Here is a 16498-nt window from a genome sequence, read left to right as displayed (position 1 = left end):
GTGGACCTCGGCATCCCCGGGCAGGCGGCGCTCACCCTCGCGTGGCTGCTCGTCGTCGTGCTGCTGCCACAGGGTCTCGGAGGTCTGCTGGTACGGGCCCGCGACCGGCTCGCCGCACGGTGGTCCGAGCCCGCGAAACCCGCGGCGAAGCCGGAGCAGGTCGTCGGCCCGGCGCTGCCGGCGCGCACCGTGCCGTTGCGCACGCCGGTGGACGGGGAGCGGCTGCTCGTGGTGCGGGGCGTCACGAAGGCGTTCGGCGGGGTGACGGCGGTCAACGGCGTACACCTGGACGTCGCCGACGGGGAGGTCCTCGGCATCATCGGGCCCAACGGCGCCGGCAAGACCACGCTGTTCGAGATCCTCGCCGGGTTCGTCCGGCCCGACGCCGGCAGCGTGACCTTCGCGGGCGGCGACGTCACCCGCGCCACCCCCGAGCACCGCGCGAAGCTCGGCCTCGTCCGGTCGTTCCAGGACGCCCGGCTCTTCAGCACGATGACCGTCCTGGAGACCGTGATGACGGCGGGGGAGCGGACCGCGCCGAGCCACCTGCTCACCTCCGCTCTCGGCGGTCCGGTCGCCGAGCGGCGCAAGGCCGCGCGGGCCGCCGAGCTGGTCGACCTCATGGGACTGTCCACGGTGGCCGGTTCGCTGGTCGGGAACCTGTCGACCGGCACCCGCCGGATGGTCGAGATCACCTGCCTGCTCGCGCTCGAACCGGCGTTGCTGCTGCTCGACGAGCCGTCCTCGGGCGTCTCCCAGGCCGACGGCGCGGCGCTCGGCGACCTGCTGCTGCGCGTGCACCGCGAGCTCGGCACCACGCTGCTCGTCATCGAGCACGACCTGCCCCTGCTGTCCCGCCTCGCCACCCGGATGGTCGCGATGGAGGGCGGCCGGATCATCGCCGACGGCACCCCGGACGACGTCCGCGCGCACCCCGCCGTCGTGCGCTCCTACCTCGGCACCGACCTCGCGGCCGTCAACCGGTCCGGCGCAACCCACTGAGGAGACCTTCGATGCAACGACGGATCGCATCCCTGGCGGTGCTGGTCACCGCGGCGCTCGCCGCTGTCGTCCCGCTCGGCGCGGCGCCCGCGTGGGCCGCGCCGACGCTCACCGTCAGCAAGACCACCGGCCTGACCGACGGGGTGTCGGTGACCGTCGGCGGCAGCGGCTTCACCGCCAACCTCAAGCAGATCGCCGTCGGGCAGTGCATCGAGGAGGTGAAGGGCCCCACCGACTGCAACCTCGCGGGCGGCTCCCAGTTCGTCAACGCCGACGCGTCCGGCAAGATCCCCACGGTCACGCTGAAGCTGGCGCAGAAGTTCGGCACGTTCGACTGCACCAAGCGCACCTGCGTGATCGCCGCGCAGATCCTGCCGTCCGGCGGCAACGCGGGCGAGATCGCCGCCAACAAGGCCTCGGTGAAGCTGACGTTCGGCGCCGCCGCCCAGCCGACCACCCAGGCCGCCGCCGCGGCCACGACCGAGGCGACGGCGCTGCCGAAGACCGGCCCCGGCGACGAGCCGTTCGTCGTCGTCCTGGCCGGGTCGGCGCTGCTCACGCTCGGCGTCGGGCTCCTCGTCGTGCTCCCGGCCCGCCGGCGTCGCGCGCACACCGCGGAAGGGGTGTGAGCGACATGCGCCGCATCGCGATGGCCGCCGCGGCACTCGCCGTGGCGGGCGCCGGCCTCGCCGTCGTCACCGGGACGGCCGCCGCGGCACCGGTGGACGCGTCGCTGGGGTGCCGGCTGTACTTCAGCGACGCCGGGACCGGCACGTCGCCGACCACGTGGGCGGACACGTTCACGCTCAGCCAGTCCCCGGCGAGCCCGGCGGCCGGCCAGACCGTGACGGTGACCCTCGCCGCGGTCGCCGGCGTGACCAACGGCCCGGTGCCGCTCAACGCCGGCGACGTGCCCGTGCGGGTCACCGTCGCCCTCGGCGGCGCGCAGACCGGGACCGTCACCCTCGACCAGGCCGCGTACCCGGCGGCGGCGAAGGCGGCCGGGGTGCCGCTCGGCCCGATCAGCGCCACCGGCACGTACACGGCGACGGCGGCCGGCACGGTGACGCTGGTGGTGCGGCAGGTCGCGTTCGCCAACACCACCGCGACCACGTACTGCTCGGCGAGCGGCGACCGCGACCACAAGGCGGCGCCGGTCGACACGCCGGTCACCGCGTCCGCCGTCGTCACCCCCGGCCCGTCCGGCTCGGCGTCGCCGTCGGCCTCGGCGTCGGCGTCACCCTCCGCCTCGGCGTCCGCTTCGGCCTCCGCGAGCCCGAGCGCGTCGGCGTCGAGCACGGAGGCGGCCACCCCCGCGGAGACGTTCGGGCCCGCGTCGGTGACGATGAAGTGCAAGACGCTCAGCACGATCCGCGACTGGACCGCCACCCACACGCTCACCATGTCACCGGCGAACCCGGGCTACGGCGCCAACGTCACCGTCACGTACACCTTCGACAACGGCGGCAAGAACGGCCCGGCGCCGATCGCCGCCGGTGACCTCAAACCGACCGCCACCGTGAAGCTCAGCGGCGCCCAGTCCGGCACGGTGAAGCTCACCGGCCCGGCCTACGGCTCGATCGCGGCACAGGCGACCGTGCCCGGCGCCACCCTCACGGGGCAGTTCGTCGCCGGTACGCCCGGCGTCGTCACCCTCACGGTCGCGGACATCCTGTTCGACCACCCGCAGGTCGACACGGAGTGCAACAAGGGCAGCGACCCGGTGACGTCGCCGGCGGACACCACGATCGTCGCGAGGTTCACCGTGAAGTCGACGCCGGCGACCCCGTCGGAGGTCACCGGGGAGGCGCTGCCGAAGACAGGCGACGGCGGGATCCTGCCGGTGATCCTGCTGTGGGGCACGGCGCTGCTGCTCACCGGGGTGGGCGCGCTCGTCGTGCTTCCCAGACGGGCCCGCCGCAGGATCGTCCTCGAATAGGTAGGTGCTCCCGATGTCCGGGGGGCCGCCGGCGGCGAGGCTTGACGCATCGCCCCGGCGCCCCGCCGGAGCACCAGCCAAGGAGCACACAGTGCAACGCTTTCTCATCGAACGCCAGATCGAGGGCGCCGCGTCGGCCTCACCAGCCGCCGCGCCGTCATGGCCAGGCGGAGGCGCTGAAGCTGTCCTGAGGGTCAGCTGGGCCGCGGAGCGGGGCCGAGACCCGCGCTCGCGGGTGGCGGGCAGGCGTCGGCGCACCGCAGGTAGCCGGTCGTCATGTTGCCCTGGTCGCCGACGTAGAAGAAGACCAGGTAGACCTGGCCGTCGCCGGGCCGCAGCGCGCTCAGCTCGACACCGCCGACGCCGAGGTCCGCCCCGGTGCGCTCCTCGATGATCAGCCTGACGGAGGCGTGCGGCCCCGCTGTCGCCGCCGGCTGGTAGGCGAGGACATACCGGCCGGACGCGTCGATCGGCTCGGCGGCCGGGCCGGACGGGGACCTGTGGAACAGGCCCGGCGGCAGGTTCAGCGCGGTGAACGTGCCGTCCGCGCCGAACGTGATGAACCGGTCGGTGCCCGCGTGCCAGGTGCCGGCGATGGTCTCGGCGGTCATGTCGACCGGATCCCCCGGATCCTGCAGCGCCTCGCCGATGCCGCAGGCGGCACCGACCACCAGCGCCATCAGGAGCGCCGCGGAGACCGACCCTCGTCGCAACGCGCCTCCCCGCCGTGGCACTCAGCACTCAGCCGATGCCGGCGAGCGTAGTGCCTCCGGCGACCGTTCGTGGGCCCGGCGGGCGGTGGTCACGGTGGTCCGGCCTCCACGTGGGCGTTCGGGGGCGGGCGCAGCATCGCCCGCCAGGAGACGGCGATGGCGGCCACGGGCGGGGCGAGCAGCACGCCGACGAGCCCGGCGAGCGCGCCGCCGAGGACCGTGACCGCCAGGATCACGACCGGGTGCAGGTCGAGGGCGCGGCCGAAGACGTACGGGCGCAGCACACCCTCCAGGACGTTCTGCGTCACCAGCACGATCACCAGCATCCACGCGGCCGCCTCCACGCCGCCGGCGCCGAGGGCGACGACGACCGCGAACACCGCCGACACCCACGCGCCGAGATAGGGCACGTACGCGGCGACGAACGTGACCAGCGCGATCATCCCGATGAGGGGCAGGCCGAGCGCGACCGCGCCGAGGGTGATGACGGCCGCGTCCATGGCCGCGACGACGGTGGTGCCGAGGACGTACTGGCGCAGCCGCAGCGCGGCGCTGTCCAGCATCTGGCGGGTCAGGCCGGGCCGCAGCGGCAGCGTGCGGTCGAGGTGGTCGACGAGCGCCGGACCGTCCTTGAACGTGTAGTACAGCAGGAACGCGCCCAGCAGCACGCCGACCGCGGCCTGGGCGAGCAGCGCGGCCGTGTTGAGCAGCGCCGAACCCGCGCCGAGCAGCGCTTCGCGCCACTGCTTGGAGCGCAGCAGCGCGTCGAGGGGATCGCTGCCGAGCGCCGAGCGCAGGTGGGCGCCGGCACTGTCGGCGACCTCGGCCCAGCCCTCGCCGGCGTTGGCGATCGTGCGCCACATCAGGGCACCGAAGAGCACGAGCAGCGCCGGCACCAGCAGCGCACCGGTGAGCGCGGCGGCGGTCGCCGGGACCCCGCGGCTGCGGAGCCGGGCGATGAGCGGTTGCAGGGCCGCGGCGATGGTCACGGTGATGAGGACCGGTGCGAGGACCGCGAGGATGACGCCGACGCCGACGATCAGGGCGGCGGCGCCCACGACGGCGCCGGTGACCAGCCAGCCGGACCGTCCCAGCCGTGTCAGCCATATGGGCGGCATGCGGCTCTACTGCCCGGGCGGGCCGGAGAAACGCCATTGCCGGAGGATGACACCACGGGTGTCTCCTCCCCATTGGAACGTATAACACGCACGGGGTCTTGCGGCAAGACCCGGGTGCTGCCGCAGAATTCGTGGCCGCGGCGCCGGACGGCGCGCGGCCACGGGAGAAGGAGAAGACCATGCGTGTGCTGGTGTCGTCGGCAGGGACGCGCGGCGACGTGCAACCGGTGCTGGCCCTGGCCCTCGAGGTCCGCCGGCTCGGGCACGACGCCCGCCTGTGCGTGCCGCCCAACTTCGTGGAGTGGGTCGCGGGTCACGGGTTTGACGCGGTGCCGATGGGCGTGGAGATGCGCAGGCCCGCGCCGGGGCAGCCGCCCGCGCCGGTGCCGGACCTGATCACCGACCAGTTCGACACGCTCGCCGCCGCCGTCAAGGGCTGCGACGCCGTCCTCGGTGCCAACGCGCACCAGTACGCTGCCCGCTCCGTCGCCGAACGCGCCGGCCTGCCGTACGTGACCGCCGTCTACGCGCCGGTGGCACTGCCCTCACCGGAGCTCGCGCCGCCACCCTCGCCGGGTGAGACGTGGGAGCCGGGGCGGCCCGGGGACAACGAGCGCCGGTGGGCCGCCACCACGGCCGCCTGGAACGCCCGGGCCCTGGAACGGGTCAACCACAACCGGGCCCGGCTCGGGCTCGCGGAGATCGGCGACGTCCTGCGGCACAACGTGACCGACCGGCCGTGGCTCGCCGCCGACGCCACCCTCGGCCCGGCGCCCGCCGGTCTGGACGTCGTGCAGACCGGGGCGTGGCAGCTGCGGGACCCGGCGCCGCTGCCGGCGGAGCTCGAGGCGTTCCTCGACGCCGGCGACCCGCCGGTGTACGTGGGCTTCGGCAGCATGCCGCTGCCACCCGACACCAGCCGCGCCGTGGTCGAGGCGGCGCGGGCCAACGGCCGGCGGGTCGTGCTCTCGCGGGGCTGGGCGGACCTCGCCCCCGTCGACGACGGGCCGGACTGCGTCAGCGTCGGCGACGTCAACCAGCAGGCGCTGTTCGCGCGGGTGGCGGTGGCCGTGCACCACGGCGGGGCGGGCACCACCGTCGCCGCCGCCCGCGCGGGGGTGCCGCAGGTGGTGGTGCCGATGTTCAGCGACCAGTTCTACTGGGCCTCCCGGGTGGTCGCGCTCGGCGTCGGGACCTCGGCGTCGCTCGCCGGCCTGCACGCGGGCACCCTGAACGCGGCGCTGCACGAGGCGCTCCTGCCCGGCGTCGAGGCCACGGCGGGCGCGACCGCCTGGGATGTCACCACTGACGGCGCCGCCGCCGCGGCCCGGCTGCTGGTGGCGGCCGTCAGCGGGTGAGTGCCGCCACCAGCAACGGCGCGGCCGTCAGTGGTTGAGGGCGGCCACGAGCAGCTGGGCGCGGCCGTTCGGCGGTTGAGGGCGCGCCGTCAGCGGGTGAGGGCGGCCACGAGCAGCTGGGCGCGGCCGTCGGCGGTTGAGGGCGCGCCGTCAGCGGGTGAGGGCGGCCACGACGGGGGCGGCCTTGCGGCGGCCCATGGTGAGCAGGCCGGCGAACGACGCCCACGAGCCGTCGGTGAACTCGATCGTCAGCCGGGACGGGTTCAGGCGGTGCCAGCCGACCCGGGCGGACCGCACGCCGGCGCGCGGCACGTCCCACACCGGGCGCAGCCGCTCGGTGGCCGGCCTGGTGTGGTACTTCGGCTCGTCGATGAAGTGGGCCTGGTCGAGCGGCTCGTACAGGCGCAGGCGGGCGTCGGTGACCACCAGCAGCAGCGGGCCGCCGGTGCCCAGGGTCGCCGCGTGGCAGGCGGCGGCGGTGGACGTCGCCGCCCCGGCCGCGGACCGGCCGAACACCAGCCACCAGAAGAACCCCTGGCCCGGCTTCGGCGGGGACAGGATCGCGCCGGCGACGGCGCCCGCGGCGGACCCCGCCGTCACCGGGCTGTCGTCGCCGTCCGGTGGCAGCGGCGGGCCGAGCCCCAGCGGCGCCTTCGCCACGACCGCGGCGAGGACCCGCTCCCCGGGCGCCAGCTCGGCGAGCGCCTCGGCGTAGGCCTCGGCGGGCGACGGGTCAGTGTTCATCCTGGTACCGCCGCTGGTCACCCGCGCGGGAGACCGGGTCGAGCAGCGCCTTCACCGCTTCCTTCGACAGCTCGGCGGCGTTGTCCTGGGCGCGCTTGACGGCCTGCAGGACGTCGGCCGCGAGGTCCTGCGAGCCGAAGCGCATCGCCCGCGGGTCGAGCTGGATGTCGGTGACGGCCCCGTCGGTGGTGGCCTTCGCGAGGACCAGGCCGGAGTCGCTGACCCCTTCCGCGGTCTGGCCGGCGAGCGCGCCGAGGCGGTCGCCGAGGTCCCGGCTCATCGCGTCCAGGCCCTGCACGAGGGCCTCCAGCCGGTCGAGGGACGGGTACTCGGTCATATGCCCACCAGATCGATCAGGTCCTGGACCGGCTTCACGTACCGGCCGGTCACGTCCTTGTACGTGCCGTCGTGCACGTAGTTGCGGTCCTTCTTGCCGTCCTGCAGGTCGTTGTACCCGACGACGCCGTCGAGCACCGTGCCGCCGAGCCCCGGGATGTTGATGGGCGACGCCGCGTTGATCGCCAGCTTCCCCGGCAGCGACACGAGGAATTTCTCCACCTGGAAGTTCAGGCCGGCTCTGGAGTACAGCGCCTTCTTCCACGGGGAGAACTGCCGCTTCATGGCGAACAGCTTCTTCATCTTCGCCGCGTACTTCATCAGCAGCTCCGCCACCTTGCCGATGCGGGTGGCGAGGCGGCCGAGGATGACGGCGAAGCGGCCGATCACCTTCCACATGCGGCCGAGGGTCGCGGCGAGCCGGGCGATGGCCCGCACCGCGAACGCGACGGCGCTCGCGCCGAACGACACGGCGGCCGCGACCGCGGCGATGATGAGCTCGGCGAGGTACCACAGGATGAACTCGAAGATGATCTCGCACAGGAGGTTGAACGCCTCGACGCTCGCGTTCGCCGCCTCGACGAGGATCTGCGCCATCTGGTCGAAGCCGTCGGCGAGGTCCTTGACCGCGTCGATGAAGTCGTCCATCGCGGTGCCGAAGGAGTCGCTGGCCGGCCCGCGCCAGTGCGGCTTCAGCAGCGCCACGTTCTGCCGGTGCTGCTCGGCGGCGTCGCGGACCTGGTCGCCGGTCGTCGCCGCCTGCCGGGCCGCCGCCATCAGGTCGTCGGGCTCGCCAGCGACCAGCTCCAGCAGCTGCTCGAACGGCCACAGCACCGCCTGCGTCAGGCCCTTGAACGGCTCGGGGCACCAGGCGACGAGCTGCTCGAAGTAGGTCTTGTTGCGCTCCAGCGCGACGGCGCTCATCAGGCCTCCCGCGGCTTGAAGAGGTCCAGGTTCGCCACCTCGTTGGCCTCGTACGCGTCGCGCTCGTCGGCGACGCCGCCGGCGATCTCCTCGAACGCCTCGTAACCGTCGGACAGGCCGGTCCGGCACGCCTCGGCGACCTGCTGGTAGATGTCCCACAGCTGGAACGACGCCGGCAGCAGCCCGAACGACATCCGGCCGACCTCGGTGCCGGCGCCGCCGGCGCGCATCGTCTCGAACCGGTCCGCGACGCCGTGCGTCCTGCCCACGAACGCGGTCATCTCGGCCGGGTCGACGTAGCTGTCCTGTCCCGCCATCCGGTCCCCCCAGTCCCCGTCGGAATGCGGCCGAGGGTATCAATCCCGCCCGCGGCCGGATCACAGGGTGGTGTTTCCTCGATGCTTCGACCAAGATGGATGCCGTTGCCGGCGCCGCACCGTTCGGGGGTCACGATGACAGCTGTCCAGCACGATCCGTCCGCGGCGCTGCCGCCGCTGCCGTTACCGCCCGCGAGCGGCTGCCCGTTCGACCCGCCCGCGCAGTACGAGAGCCTCCGCGAAGGCACCCCGGTCGTCCGCGTCGCGTGCCCCACGGGCGTGCAGGCGTGGCTGGTGAGCCGCTACGCCGACGTGCGGGAGGTCCTCGGCGACCCGCAGCGCTTCAGCAACCGGTCCGGCGTCGCCGCGCACATCCTGCTGGGCTACGGCGGCGACACCCCGGTCGGCGAGGGCGAGTTCCCGCGCATGGACGGCGCGGAGCACCTGCGCTTCCGCCGGCACATGGCGCCCGAGGTCTCCAACATGAAGCGGATCAACCAGCTGCGCCCGCTGGTCCGGCAGATCGTCGACGAGCGCCTCGACGCGCTGGCCTCGGCACCGTCGCCGGTCGACCTGTACGCGGACTTCGCCCGGCCGGTGACGACCGCCGTGATCGCCGAGCTGCTCAGCGTCCCCAAGGAGGACCGGCACCTGTTCAAGACCGCCGCGGAGGCGCTCTCCGACGGCAAGTCCAGCGCCGGCGACGTCGCCGCGGCCATGCAGCCGCTGTTCGAGTACCTGTACATGACGGTGGTGACCCGCCGGGCGAACCCCGGCGAGGACGTGCTGAGCCGGATGATCGTGCGCAGCGACCAGACCGACCGGCCGTTCACCGACATGGAGCTGGTCATGATGAGCGCGGCGATGCTGATCGCCGGCTACGACACGACGGCCAGCATGATCAGCCACGGCGTCCTCGCGCTGCTGGAGCACCCCGAGGAGCTGGAGCGGCTGCGGCAGGATCCGTCGCTCGCCGGCGCCGCCGCGGAGGAGCTCGTCAGGTATCTCGGCGTCGGCTCGGGGCTCCTGCGCGAGGTCACCGAGGACACGTCGATCGCCGGGCAGCCGGTCAAGGCCGGTGACTACGTCGTCGTCGCCATCCAGTCGGCGAACCGGGACGCGGAGCTGCACCCCGACGGCGACCGGCTCGACATCGGCAGGGCCACCGGCCCGCACCTCGGCTTCGGACACGGCCCGCACCAGTGCGTCGGCCAGCAGCTCGCCCGCCTGGAGCTGACCACGGTCCTGGCGACGCTGCCGCGGCGGATCCCGACGCTGCGGCTCGCGGTGCCGCTCGAGGACATCCGCTTCAAGGTGGAGACGTCGGTGTACGGGCCGGAGACGCTGCCCGTGACGTGGGACAAGGTCGAGCCGGCCGAGGAGGGCCTGTGATGCGGGTGTCGGTGGACGCGGACAAGTGCATCGGGTCGGGGGTGTGCGTCCTGGTGGCCGGCGAGGTGTTCGACCAGCGCGACGACGACGGGGTCGTGGTCCTGCTCGCAGAGCACCCCGCGGAGGAGCACCAGGAGTCGGTGTACGAGGCCGCGAACCGCTGCCCGGCGGCCGTCATCGAGGTCCACGACCGGTCGTAGCCGGCCCGGTTCAGGCGGTCGCGCGCCGTCCTTCCCCGGGTGGGGTGGGCTGCTCGTCCTCAGCCGGGGCGGGCCGCCCGCCAGCGTGGGCGATCTCAGGTCCGGGTGGTGCGTGCTGCCCGTCGGCGTGGGCGATCTCAGGTCCGGGTGGTGCGTGCTGCCCGTCGGCGTGGGCGATCTCAGGTCCGGGTGGTGCGTGCCGCTCGTCGGCGTGGGCGATGCGGGTCAGCTCGCGCCACAGCAGCACCACGAACAGTGCCGAGCCGGCGAAGGCGAACCAGAACGGTGCCGTCACGCCGACGTGGGTCGCCAGGAGGCCGCCGATCACCGAACCGGCGACGAGACCGCCGAAGACGCTGATCGTGTTGACGCTGCCGACGCGGCCCTGCAGGTGCTCCGGCACCGCCCGCTGCCGGACGGTGATCGACGTGGTGCCCCAGATGAACGCGTGCGCGCCGAACACGAACATGATGGCCGACGCGAACCACGCCGACGTCGTCACGGCGAGCGCGAGGTGGGTGAGCGTCTCGATGATGAGCCCGGCGCGCATCACGTTGCCGAGGCTCACGTGGCGGGTCAGCCGGCCGTAGAGGCCCGTGCCGAGCAGTCCGCCGGCGGCGCCGACCGTGGTGAACAGCCCGAACCCGACGGCGTCGAGGCCGAGGCGCTGCTGCGCGTACAGCACCAGGACGGACCAGGCGGCGCCGAACGTGACGTTGAAGATCAGGATCGTCAGCGACAGGGTCCGCACGGCCGGGTGGCGGATCGTCCAGCGCAGCCCCTCCATGACGGCGTGCCGCACGTTGCCGGGCGCCTCCGTGGCCGGCCTGGTGGTGCCGGGCAGAGCGAGCCGGGACACCAGCAGCACCCCGGCGGTGACCAGCACGGCCTCCGCGGCGAACGGCCACACCAGCCCCGCGGCGAAGAGCACCGCGCCGAGCGGCGGCCCGACGAGCTGGTTGAGCGTCAGGTACCCCGCCTGCAGCCGGGCGTTGGCGAGGACCAGGTCGTCCCGTCCGACCAGCATCGGGGAGAGGGTCGAGGCCGCGTTGTCGGCGAACACCTCGGCGATCGTCAGCAGCCCCAGCGCGGCGAGCGCGGCCGCGACCGGCAGCCGGTCGACGGCGAGCAGCGCGATCAGCACGCACAGCACGACGGCCCGCAGCCCGTCGGCGGCCATGACGATCCTGCGCCGGTCGAGCCGGTCGGACAGTACCCCGGCGTAGAGCCCGAACACGAGCGGCGGCGCCCACCGCAGCAGCGCGGCCAGCGACACCAGGAACGCGTTGTCCGTCAGCGACGCGACGAGCAGCGGCCCGGCCGCGACCGCGATGCCGTCGCCGAGGTTGCTGGTCCACGACGACGCCACCAGCCACCGGAACCCTCTGCCAAGCCGCGCCGGCAGGACCTTATCGACGACGGTGCTGATGACAGGGGCCACGAGGAGAGCACCTTACGGCGTCGGGCGCGGCCCCGCACGCGATTTTCAGTGATTGCGGAGGAGCGATCCGGCGTTGTGAATTTTGTCCGGGATGTCGTTGTCGCGCAGCGCCATCCACCAGGTGGCGGCGTTGATGGCGATGACCGGCTTGCCCAGCCAGCGCTCGGCCTCGTCGGCGAGGCGGACCATGGAGAGGTTGGTGCCGCACTGGACGATGGCGTCGACGTCGGGGCCGTCGACCTCCAGGATCGCGGCGCGCAGCTCGTCCTCGGTGACATGGGCGATCGACACCGCCGTCGGGCAGCGCAGGCCCTTGATGCGCACGACGTCGAAGCCGAGCTCGGAGAAGAAGCGGACCACGTTCTCGTCGCCGATCGGCTGGTACGGGGTGACGACCCCGATGCGGCGGGCGCCGTAGAGGTGCAGGGCGCGTTCGCAGGCCTCGGCGCCGGTGGCGACCTTCAGCCCGGTGATGCCGTTGATCTGGGCGACGAACTCGCGGTTGCCCTCGACGCCGCCCCAGAAGGTCTCCGCGGACATGCCCATGACCATGAAGTCGGGCTCGCAGGTGAGGACGCGCTCGCAGGCGTGGCCGATCTCGGCGCGGATCTGGACCAGGAGGTTCTCGAAGCCCTCGTCGCTGGACAGGTCCTGGTTGCGGATGTGGATGCGGGAGAAGTGGGCGGTCACGCCGGGCACGCCCATGGCGTAGAAGTCGGGTTCGACGATCGTGTTGGTGGAGGGGGCGATGACGCCGAACTTGCGGCGCCAGCCCAGGGCGTCGGTCATGCGAGCACCTCGGAGGGGGAGCGTCGGTAGGCGCGGACGGTGAGCCACGCCGCGGTGAGGAAGGCCAGCTGCGCGGCCGTGTTCGTGCCCTGCTCGATCCACTGCAGGCGCAGCGTCTCGTGGTCGGGGTGGTTGCGCAGCGGCACGAGGGCCGTGACGAGGACGATGCCGAGCGTGTACAGGGCGATGGCCGGCCTGGCCCGCCGCCGCCCGGCGTACACCGCGCCGATGACGCTGATCGTGGTCACGCCCGCGGTGGCGAGGATGAACACGGGCTTCATCGTGCCGGCCAGCGCGGCGCCGCCCGCCACGGCGGCGTAGACGGCCGCGAACGGCCACCACGGCGCCGTGGGCAGCAGCGCCCAGATCAGCAGGACGGCGCCGGCGGACATGAGCGGGAAGAGCGAGCCCTCCAGCCACGGCAGGTCCACGCCGAACCCGGCGACCAGCAGCTTCCAGACGGACTTGGCGATGCCGCCCGCGCCGATGAGGACCGCGCCGACCCGGCCGGCGGTGACCTTCCCGGGGACCGCGAGGCCGGCCAGCAACCAGAACCCGTACATGGCGAGCAGCGTCGGCACGAAGTCCTCGACGGCGAGGACGACCGGGTAGTCATTGCCGTTCATGCGAAGAGGTCCCGCTTGCGGAAGGCGGCGGTGGCGAAGCGGCCGAACGCCTTGGGGGTGGTGAGCCAGGCGACCCGGCCGCCGTTGGGGACCCCGGCGAGGACGCGGTCGGCGAGCCACGGGGTGACCGTCTCGACCTTGTCCGCGAGGATGTTGAAGATCTTCTTCGCCTTCGCGAACTCCTCGGGGGTGTAGTCGCGCGACAGTAGGTCGGTGACGACCATGCCGGGGGACAGGTGCGCGACCTTGACCAGGGAATCCTTGCCGAGGTCTTTTGCCAGAGCGTCGGTGAGGTACGTGACGGCCCGTTTCGTGGCGCCGTAGGCGACCAGGCCGGGCGCCTTCTGGTTGCCGGAGCCGAAGCCCTCCATGTTCCAGAGCGTGCCGTGTCCCTGCGCGCGCATCGCGGCCAGGACGACGGCACTGGCATGGGCGAGGCCGCGCAGGTTGACGTCGATCACCGTGTCGAGTTCGTCCGGTGGCAGGTCCCACAACGGTTTCCGCGACGTGGACACACCGGCGTTGTTGATCCAGATGTCGACCTTGCCGAACCTGGCGACGGCCTCGTCCCACAGGTTTTGCACCGCGGCCCGGTCCGTCACGTCCGCGAGCACACCGAGCGACCGTGGGTCGACGTCCTGCGTCGGAATCGACCGTCCACAGTAGACGACGTCGCAGTCGCGCGCCAGAAACGAGCGGACCAGACCAAGGCCGATGCCCCGGGTGCCGCCGGTGACCACGACAACCGTCATGCCGCGCTCCAGGAGAGCTCGCCGTGCAGGATGCCGGTGAGAGTGGCGCCGCTGTACACGCGGTAGGCCACCGCGAGCGAGGTGCCGGCGCCCATCCCGGGAGTGGCGTCGAGCATGAACTCGCGGCCGGTCACCTTCACGACGTCGGTGAAGTGGACGGTGGGGTAGTTGGCGCGGCCGAACGCGACCGCGTTGCCCCACGCCTGCGGCCCCTCGTAGAAGGACCGGAAGCCGTCGCGGCGCCAGTCCACGGTGTACGAGCGGTCCAGCGCGCCGGACCAGGTGACCGTGAGCCGGGTGCGCAGCAGGTCCAGGGGGGCGAGCGCGATCGACACGTCGACCGGGCCGGCGAGCTTCTGGTCGGCGCCCCACAGCTCGCAGCGTCCACTGTAGACGCCCGCCTGCTTGGTGGGGAGGATGAAGGGCACGGGGCCGTTGCGGGTCTCGGCGGCGAGATGCTCCTGCAGCTCGGCCGCGGAGACGCCGCGCTTGTAGACGCCGTTGAAGCAGCCGACGACCGCCGGGCCCTGGTACAGCATCGACGAGTAGACCTGGGTGTCGTCGCCGAGCACCTGGTTCCACGTGTTGAGGTCGACCTGCCAGCCGGGGCCGTAGTAGTGGGCGTCGACGAACGTGCCGTACGGCTGGCCGGCGCCGTAGAAGTCGGGCCCGGTGTAGATCCGGTCGGCGTCGGAGTCGACGACGCCGAACGCGAACGGCGCGCCGAGCCGGAACCGCCCCGCGAGCGGGCCGCCGCCCTCGAGGCCGCCGTCCATGTAGTACGTGGTGACGCCGTCTTCGTAGACCGACGAGCGGCGGATGTCCTCGTAGCCGCGCCAGGTGCCATCGGCGTCGAAGAGGCTGGGCCGCCCGTGCCACTCACCGGCGATGCGCTGCTGCCACTCCGAAGGCTCAGCGGGGGCGGTCATGCGAGCGGCCCGCCCATCAGCACCTCGCGGATCTCGTCGGAGGCGGGCTCGCCGAGCAGGCGGGAGACCTGCGCCCAGACCGGGTCGACGGCGGGGCTGAACAGGTTGGCGCGCACGGCGGCGTCGCGGGCGGCGAGGTCGGTGTCGCCCAGCGACGCGACCACGTCGGCGGGCAGGCCCGCCTCGACCAGGCCGAGCCAGTGCGACACGTACTGGTCGACGATCGCGTCCATGCCCCGGAAGGCGGCCTCGTCGGCGCGGTGCACCAGCATCCACGGCGACATCAGCGCGTGCTGGCGCGGGCCGATGTGCGCCCGGCTGAGCCCTTCGCGCTGCGACGCCTCCTCGTACAGGCCGGTCAGCGGGTGGTACGCGGTGTCCATGTAGGACAGGTGGGAGGACAGCTCGGCCCGGGGGATGAGGTCGAGGTGGTAGGCGTAGTAGGCGCCGCCGTGGACGGAGTCGAGCGTGAAGTGCGGGATCCCGGACTTCGGCGCGGTGAACGCGAAGACCATGTGGCTGTCGAGGTTGATCGGGGGGACGACGAGCCCGACGTACACCACCCGGCTGACCTCGCCGTCACCCTCCCACACCCGCATCGTGCCCACGGGCGCCGGAGACATGGGTGAGCGCAGCTCCCGGTAGGGCGAGCCGACCTCGACGACGGGCAGGTCCCGCAGCGCGTCGACGACCCGGGTGGCGAGCGCGAACGGAAGTGACATCACTGTTCCTCCAGGTGGGCCTGCCCGAGACGCTCCGCCTCGGCGACCGTGGGGTGTTCGCCCTTCGCCTTGTGCACCCAGGCGCGGGCGAGCTCCGGGTTCTCCCGGCGGGCGGGGGAGGCGATGACCGTCGCCTCGCGGCGCGGGACGTCGCCCATGATGCGGTCCTCGTCGCCCAGCAGCCAGCCCTGCTCGGCGAGCTCCTGCCGGCGCCGCCGGTAGTGCACGGCGATCAGGTCGCTCTTCACGTGCAGCTCGGCGCCGAGGTCGAACGGCAGCAGCTCGGGGCGGACCTTGTCGACGACCGGGGCGTCCTGGCCGAAGATCTTCTCGACGCGCTGGACGGCGTTCTTGTCGGCCCAGTTGCCGGTGAAGAAGTCGCGCAGCGCGACCCACTTCACGAGCGTCGTGGTCTCGTCGATGGGGATGTTGGTGTCGTAGATGATGAGGTTGCCCAGCGGGAGCCGGACGTGCAGCTTGATCATGTTGGGCAGCATCCAGCCGGCGGTGGTGGCGACCGGCGGGCGCTCCTTGAGGTTCCTGCCACGCCGCCCGACCATCGCCCAGATGCCCTTCGGCGCGGGCGGGTGCAGCCGCACGGTGGCGAACGCCGACCACTCGTCGGGGATCTCCAGCTCGTACTCCTCGACGTCGGGTCGCTCCGGGTTGCCGAAGGCGCCGGCGTGCACGAACGGCGTGTGCGCGATGTCGCAGCCGTTCTCCAGGATCCGCTCGTAGTTGGACTTCCACAGGTACTCGCCGGTGACCGCCTTGTAGCGCCCGCCGTTGGTGACCAGGTCGTCGAACTCGGGCCAGACCGGGATCGGTGGGCGCTCCTCGGCGGGGAGGTCGCCGAGGAACACCCAGACGAAGCCGTAGCGCTCCTCCACCGGGTACGAGTCGACCCGGGCCTTCTTCGGGATGCCGCGGCCCGGCTGGTTTGCCGGGATCTTCACGCACGCGCCGCTGGGCTCGTACTCCCAGCCGTGGTACGGGCAGACGATCGAGTCGTTCTTCACCCAGCCGCCGGACAGCGCGGCGCCGCGGTGCACGCACAGGTCCGACAGCGCGACCGGGCGGCCCTTCGGCGTGCGGTACAGCACCAGCTCCTGCCCGAGACAGGTGGCGCGCATCGGTTTGGTGGTGACGCGGTCGGCGAACTCGACCGCGTACCAGAAGTTCTTCAACATGCTGGG

General features: G+C 72.9%; 18 protein-coding genes and 2 pseudogenes. 7 read left to right on the top strand and 13 right to left on the bottom strand.

The genetic code is table 11. From position 1 onward, the window contains the following. The 4 genes and pseudogenes from ACQEVZ_RS52535 to ACQEVZ_RS52520 form a co-directional block, all read left to right on the top strand. A pseudogene (locus ACQEVZ_RS52535) lies at window positions 1–732 on the top strand (ATP-binding cassette domain-containing protein); the annotation flags it as partial. A 138-nt stretch (window positions 733–870) separates the two neighbouring features. Next, the gene (locus ACQEVZ_RS52530) at window positions 871–1002 is read left to right on the top strand and encodes a hypothetical protein (protein ID WP_433386156.1); all 132 of its coding nucleotides are present in this window, start codon (window positions 871–873) and stop codon (window positions 1000–1002) included. Window positions 1003–1013: 11 nt separating this feature from the next. After that, entirely contained in the window at window positions 1014–1631 is a 618-nt protein-coding gene (locus tag ACQEVZ_RS52525) for a neocarzinostatin apoprotein domain-containing protein (RefSeq protein WP_344498550.1), read from the top strand. A 5-nt stretch (window positions 1632–1636) separates the two neighbouring features. Next, complete coding sequence (locus ACQEVZ_RS52520; protein ID WP_433383129.1) at window positions 1637–2941, top strand: hypothetical protein; 1305 nt, start codon at window positions 1637–1639, stop codon at window positions 2939–2941. Window positions 2942–3135: 194 nt separating this feature from the next. On the opposite strand, the gene ACQEVZ_RS52515 is transcribed toward ACQEVZ_RS52520, so the two are convergent. Beyond that, window positions 3136–3654 carry a hypothetical protein gene (locus tag ACQEVZ_RS52515; protein ID WP_433383127.1) on the bottom strand — a complete coding sequence of 173 codons (519 nt, stop codon included), beginning with the start codon at window positions 3652–3654 and terminating at the stop codon, window positions 3136–3138. An 89-nt stretch (window positions 3655–3743) separates the two neighbouring features. Beyond that, complete coding sequence (locus ACQEVZ_RS52510; RefSeq protein ID WP_433383125.1) at window positions 3744–4772, bottom strand: AI-2E family transporter; 1029 nt, start codon at window positions 4770–4772, stop codon at window positions 3744–3746. A 179-nt stretch (window positions 4773–4951) separates the two neighbouring features. On the opposite strand from ACQEVZ_RS52510, the gene ACQEVZ_RS52505 reads away from it, so the two are divergent. Beyond that, on the top strand, window positions 4952–6130 hold the full coding sequence (locus ACQEVZ_RS52505) for a glycosyltransferase (protein ID WP_433383123.1): 1179 nt from the start codon (window positions 4952–4954) through the stop codon (window positions 6128–6130). Between the two features lie 150 nt (window positions 6131–6280). On the opposite strand, the gene ACQEVZ_RS52500 is transcribed toward ACQEVZ_RS52505, so the two are convergent. The 4 genes from ACQEVZ_RS52500 to ACQEVZ_RS52485 are packed head-to-tail and all read right to left on the bottom strand — an operon-like array spanning window position 6281 to window position 8451. Next, entirely contained in the window at window positions 6281–6874 is a 594-nt protein-coding gene (locus ACQEVZ_RS52500) for a hypothetical protein (RefSeq protein WP_354892269.1), read from the bottom strand. Then, a complete protein-coding gene (locus tag ACQEVZ_RS52495; protein ID WP_433383121.1) occupies window positions 6864–7211 on the bottom strand; it encodes a YbaB/EbfC family nucleoid-associated protein in 348 nt (115 codons plus the stop codon). Before ACQEVZ_RS52495 ends, ACQEVZ_RS52500 begins: the two co-directional genes overlap by 11 nt. Further along, window positions 7208–8134 (bottom strand): WXG100 family type VII secretion target, encoded by a 927-nt coding sequence (locus ACQEVZ_RS52490; RefSeq protein WP_433383119.1) that lies wholly within the window; start codon window positions 8132–8134, stop codon window positions 7208–7210. The genes ACQEVZ_RS52495 and ACQEVZ_RS52490 overlap by 4 nt, the downstream gene beginning before the upstream one ends. Then, on the bottom strand, window positions 8134–8451 hold the full coding sequence (locus tag ACQEVZ_RS52485; RefSeq protein WP_354892264.1) for a hypothetical protein: 318 nt from the start codon (window positions 8449–8451) through the stop codon (window positions 8134–8136). The genes ACQEVZ_RS52490 and ACQEVZ_RS52485 overlap by 1 nt, the downstream gene beginning before the upstream one ends. Window positions 8452–8586: 135 nt before the next feature. Here ACQEVZ_RS52485 and ACQEVZ_RS52480 point away from each other — a divergent pair, with 135 nt between their 5' ends. Then, complete coding sequence (locus ACQEVZ_RS52480) at window positions 8587–9843, top strand: cytochrome P450 (RefSeq protein WP_433383116.1); 1257 nt, start codon at window positions 8587–8589, stop codon at window positions 9841–9843. Then, the gene (locus ACQEVZ_RS52475; protein ID WP_425552102.1) at window positions 9843–10043 is read left to right on the top strand and encodes a ferredoxin; all 201 of its coding nucleotides are present in this window, start codon (window positions 9843–9845) and stop codon (window positions 10041–10043) included. The genes ACQEVZ_RS52480 and ACQEVZ_RS52475 overlap by 1 nt, the downstream gene beginning before the upstream one ends. A gap of 181 nt (window positions 10044–10224) precedes the next feature. On the opposite strand, the pseudogene ACQEVZ_RS52470 reads toward ACQEVZ_RS52475, so the two are convergent. The 7 genes and pseudogenes from ACQEVZ_RS52470 to ACQEVZ_RS52440 form a co-directional block, all read right to left on the bottom strand. Beyond that, window positions 10225–11472 (bottom strand): annotated as a pseudogene (locus ACQEVZ_RS52470) (MFS transporter); the annotation flags it as partial. 57 nt (window positions 11473–11529) lie between these two features. Next, window positions 11530–12273 carry a maleate cis-trans isomerase family protein gene (locus tag ACQEVZ_RS52465; protein WP_344498572.1) on the bottom strand — a complete coding sequence of 248 codons (744 nt, stop codon included), beginning with the start codon at window positions 12271–12273 and terminating at the stop codon, window positions 11530–11532. Then, window positions 12270–12899 (bottom strand): hypothetical protein, encoded by a 630-nt coding sequence (locus ACQEVZ_RS52460; protein WP_433383114.1) that lies wholly within the window; start codon window positions 12897–12899, stop codon window positions 12270–12272. The genes ACQEVZ_RS52465 and ACQEVZ_RS52460 overlap by 4 nt, the downstream gene beginning before the upstream one ends. Continuing rightward, entirely contained in the window at window positions 12896–13651 is a 756-nt protein-coding gene (locus tag ACQEVZ_RS52455; protein WP_433383112.1) for an SDR family oxidoreductase, read from the bottom strand. The genes ACQEVZ_RS52460 and ACQEVZ_RS52455 overlap by 4 nt, the downstream gene beginning before the upstream one ends. Then, window positions 13648–14580 carry a hypothetical protein gene (locus ACQEVZ_RS52450; RefSeq protein WP_433383110.1) on the bottom strand — a complete coding sequence of 311 codons (933 nt, stop codon included), beginning with the start codon at window positions 14578–14580 and terminating at the stop codon, window positions 13648–13650. The genes ACQEVZ_RS52455 and ACQEVZ_RS52450 overlap by 4 nt, the downstream gene beginning before the upstream one ends. Further along, on the bottom strand, window positions 14577–15302 hold the full coding sequence (locus tag ACQEVZ_RS52445; RefSeq protein ID WP_433383108.1) for a hypothetical protein: 726 nt from the start codon (window positions 15300–15302) through the stop codon (window positions 14577–14579). Before ACQEVZ_RS52445 ends, ACQEVZ_RS52450 begins: the two co-directional genes overlap by 4 nt. Beyond that, entirely contained in the window at window positions 15302–16492 is a 1191-nt protein-coding gene (locus ACQEVZ_RS52440) for an aromatic ring-hydroxylating dioxygenase subunit alpha (RefSeq protein WP_344498582.1), read from the bottom strand. The genes ACQEVZ_RS52445 and ACQEVZ_RS52440 overlap by 1 nt, the downstream gene beginning before the upstream one ends. Window positions 16493–16498: the final 6 nt, after the last annotated feature.

Origin of the sequence: Dactylosporangium sp. CA-152071 (assembly GCF_050936335.1) — a bacterium.
GTDB classification, from domain to species: domain Bacteria; phylum Actinomycetota; class Actinomycetes; order Mycobacteriales; family Micromonosporaceae; genus Dactylosporangium; species Dactylosporangium maewongense.
The sequence above is the reverse complement of the archived record's forward strand: the minus strand, read 5'-3'. Positions and strand labels throughout refer to the sequence as shown.

What these genes read in the sequence shown, in the direction of transcription:
- ACQEVZ_RS52530 (WP_433386156.1), top strand. Translation starts at nt 871, where the DNA reads ATGGTCGCGATGGAGGGCGGCCGGATCATCGCCGACGGCACCCCGGAC.
- ACQEVZ_RS52525 (WP_344498550.1), top strand. Translation starts at nt 1,014, where the DNA reads ATGCAACGACGGATCGCATCCCTGGCGGTGCTGGTCACCGCGGCGCTC.
- ACQEVZ_RS52520 (WP_433383129.1), top strand. Translation starts at nt 1,637, where the DNA reads ATGCGCCGCATCGCGATGGCCGCCGCGGCACTCGCCGTGGCGGGCGCC.
- ACQEVZ_RS52510 (WP_433383125.1), bottom strand. Translation starts at nt 4,772, where the DNA reads ATGCCGCCCATATGGCTGACACGGCTGGGACGGTCCGGCTGGCTGGTC.
- ACQEVZ_RS52505 (WP_433383123.1), top strand. Translation starts at nt 4,952, where the DNA reads ATGCGTGTGCTGGTGTCGTCGGCAGGGACGCGCGGCGACGTGCAACCG.
- ACQEVZ_RS52500 (WP_354892269.1), bottom strand. Translation starts at nt 6,874, where the DNA reads ATGAACACTGACCCGTCGCCCGCCGAGGCCTACGCCGAGGCGCTCGCC.
- ACQEVZ_RS52495 (WP_433383121.1), bottom strand. Translation starts at nt 7,211, where the DNA reads ATGACCGAGTACCCGTCCCTCGACCGGCTGGAGGCCCTCGTGCAGGGC.
- ACQEVZ_RS52490 (WP_433383119.1), bottom strand. Translation starts at nt 8,134, where the DNA reads ATGAGCGCCGTCGCGCTGGAGCGCAACAAGACCTACTTCGAGCAGCTC.
- ACQEVZ_RS52485 (WP_354892264.1), bottom strand. Translation starts at nt 8,451, where the DNA reads ATGGCGGGACAGGACAGCTACGTCGACCCGGCCGAGATGACCGCGTTC.
- ACQEVZ_RS52480 (WP_433383116.1), top strand. Translation starts at nt 8,587, where the DNA reads ATGACAGCTGTCCAGCACGATCCGTCCGCGGCGCTGCCGCCGCTGCCG.
- ACQEVZ_RS52475 (WP_425552102.1), top strand. Translation starts at nt 9,843, where the DNA reads ATGCGGGTGTCGGTGGACGCGGACAAGTGCATCGGGTCGGGGGTGTGC.
- ACQEVZ_RS52465 (WP_344498572.1), bottom strand. Translation starts at nt 12,273, where the DNA reads ATGACCGACGCCCTGGGCTGGCGCCGCAAGTTCGGCGTCATCGCCCCC.
- ACQEVZ_RS52460 (WP_433383114.1), bottom strand. Translation starts at nt 12,899, where the DNA reads ATGAACGGCAATGACTACCCGGTCGTCCTCGCCGTCGAGGACTTCGTG.
- ACQEVZ_RS52455 (WP_433383112.1), bottom strand. Translation starts at nt 13,651, where the DNA reads ATGACGGTTGTCGTGGTCACCGGCGGCACCCGGGGCATCGGCCTTGGT.
- ACQEVZ_RS52450 (WP_433383110.1), bottom strand. Translation starts at nt 14,580, where the DNA reads ATGACCGCCCCCGCTGAGCCTTCGGAGTGGCAGCAGCGCATCGCCGGT.
- ACQEVZ_RS52445 (WP_433383108.1), bottom strand. Translation starts at nt 15,302, where the DNA reads ATGTCACTTCCGTTCGCGCTCGCCACCCGGGTCGTCGACGCGCTGCGG.
- ACQEVZ_RS52440 (WP_344498582.1), bottom strand. Translation starts at nt 16,492, where the DNA reads ATGTTGAAGAACTTCTGGTACGCGGTCGAGTTCGCCGACCGCGTCACC.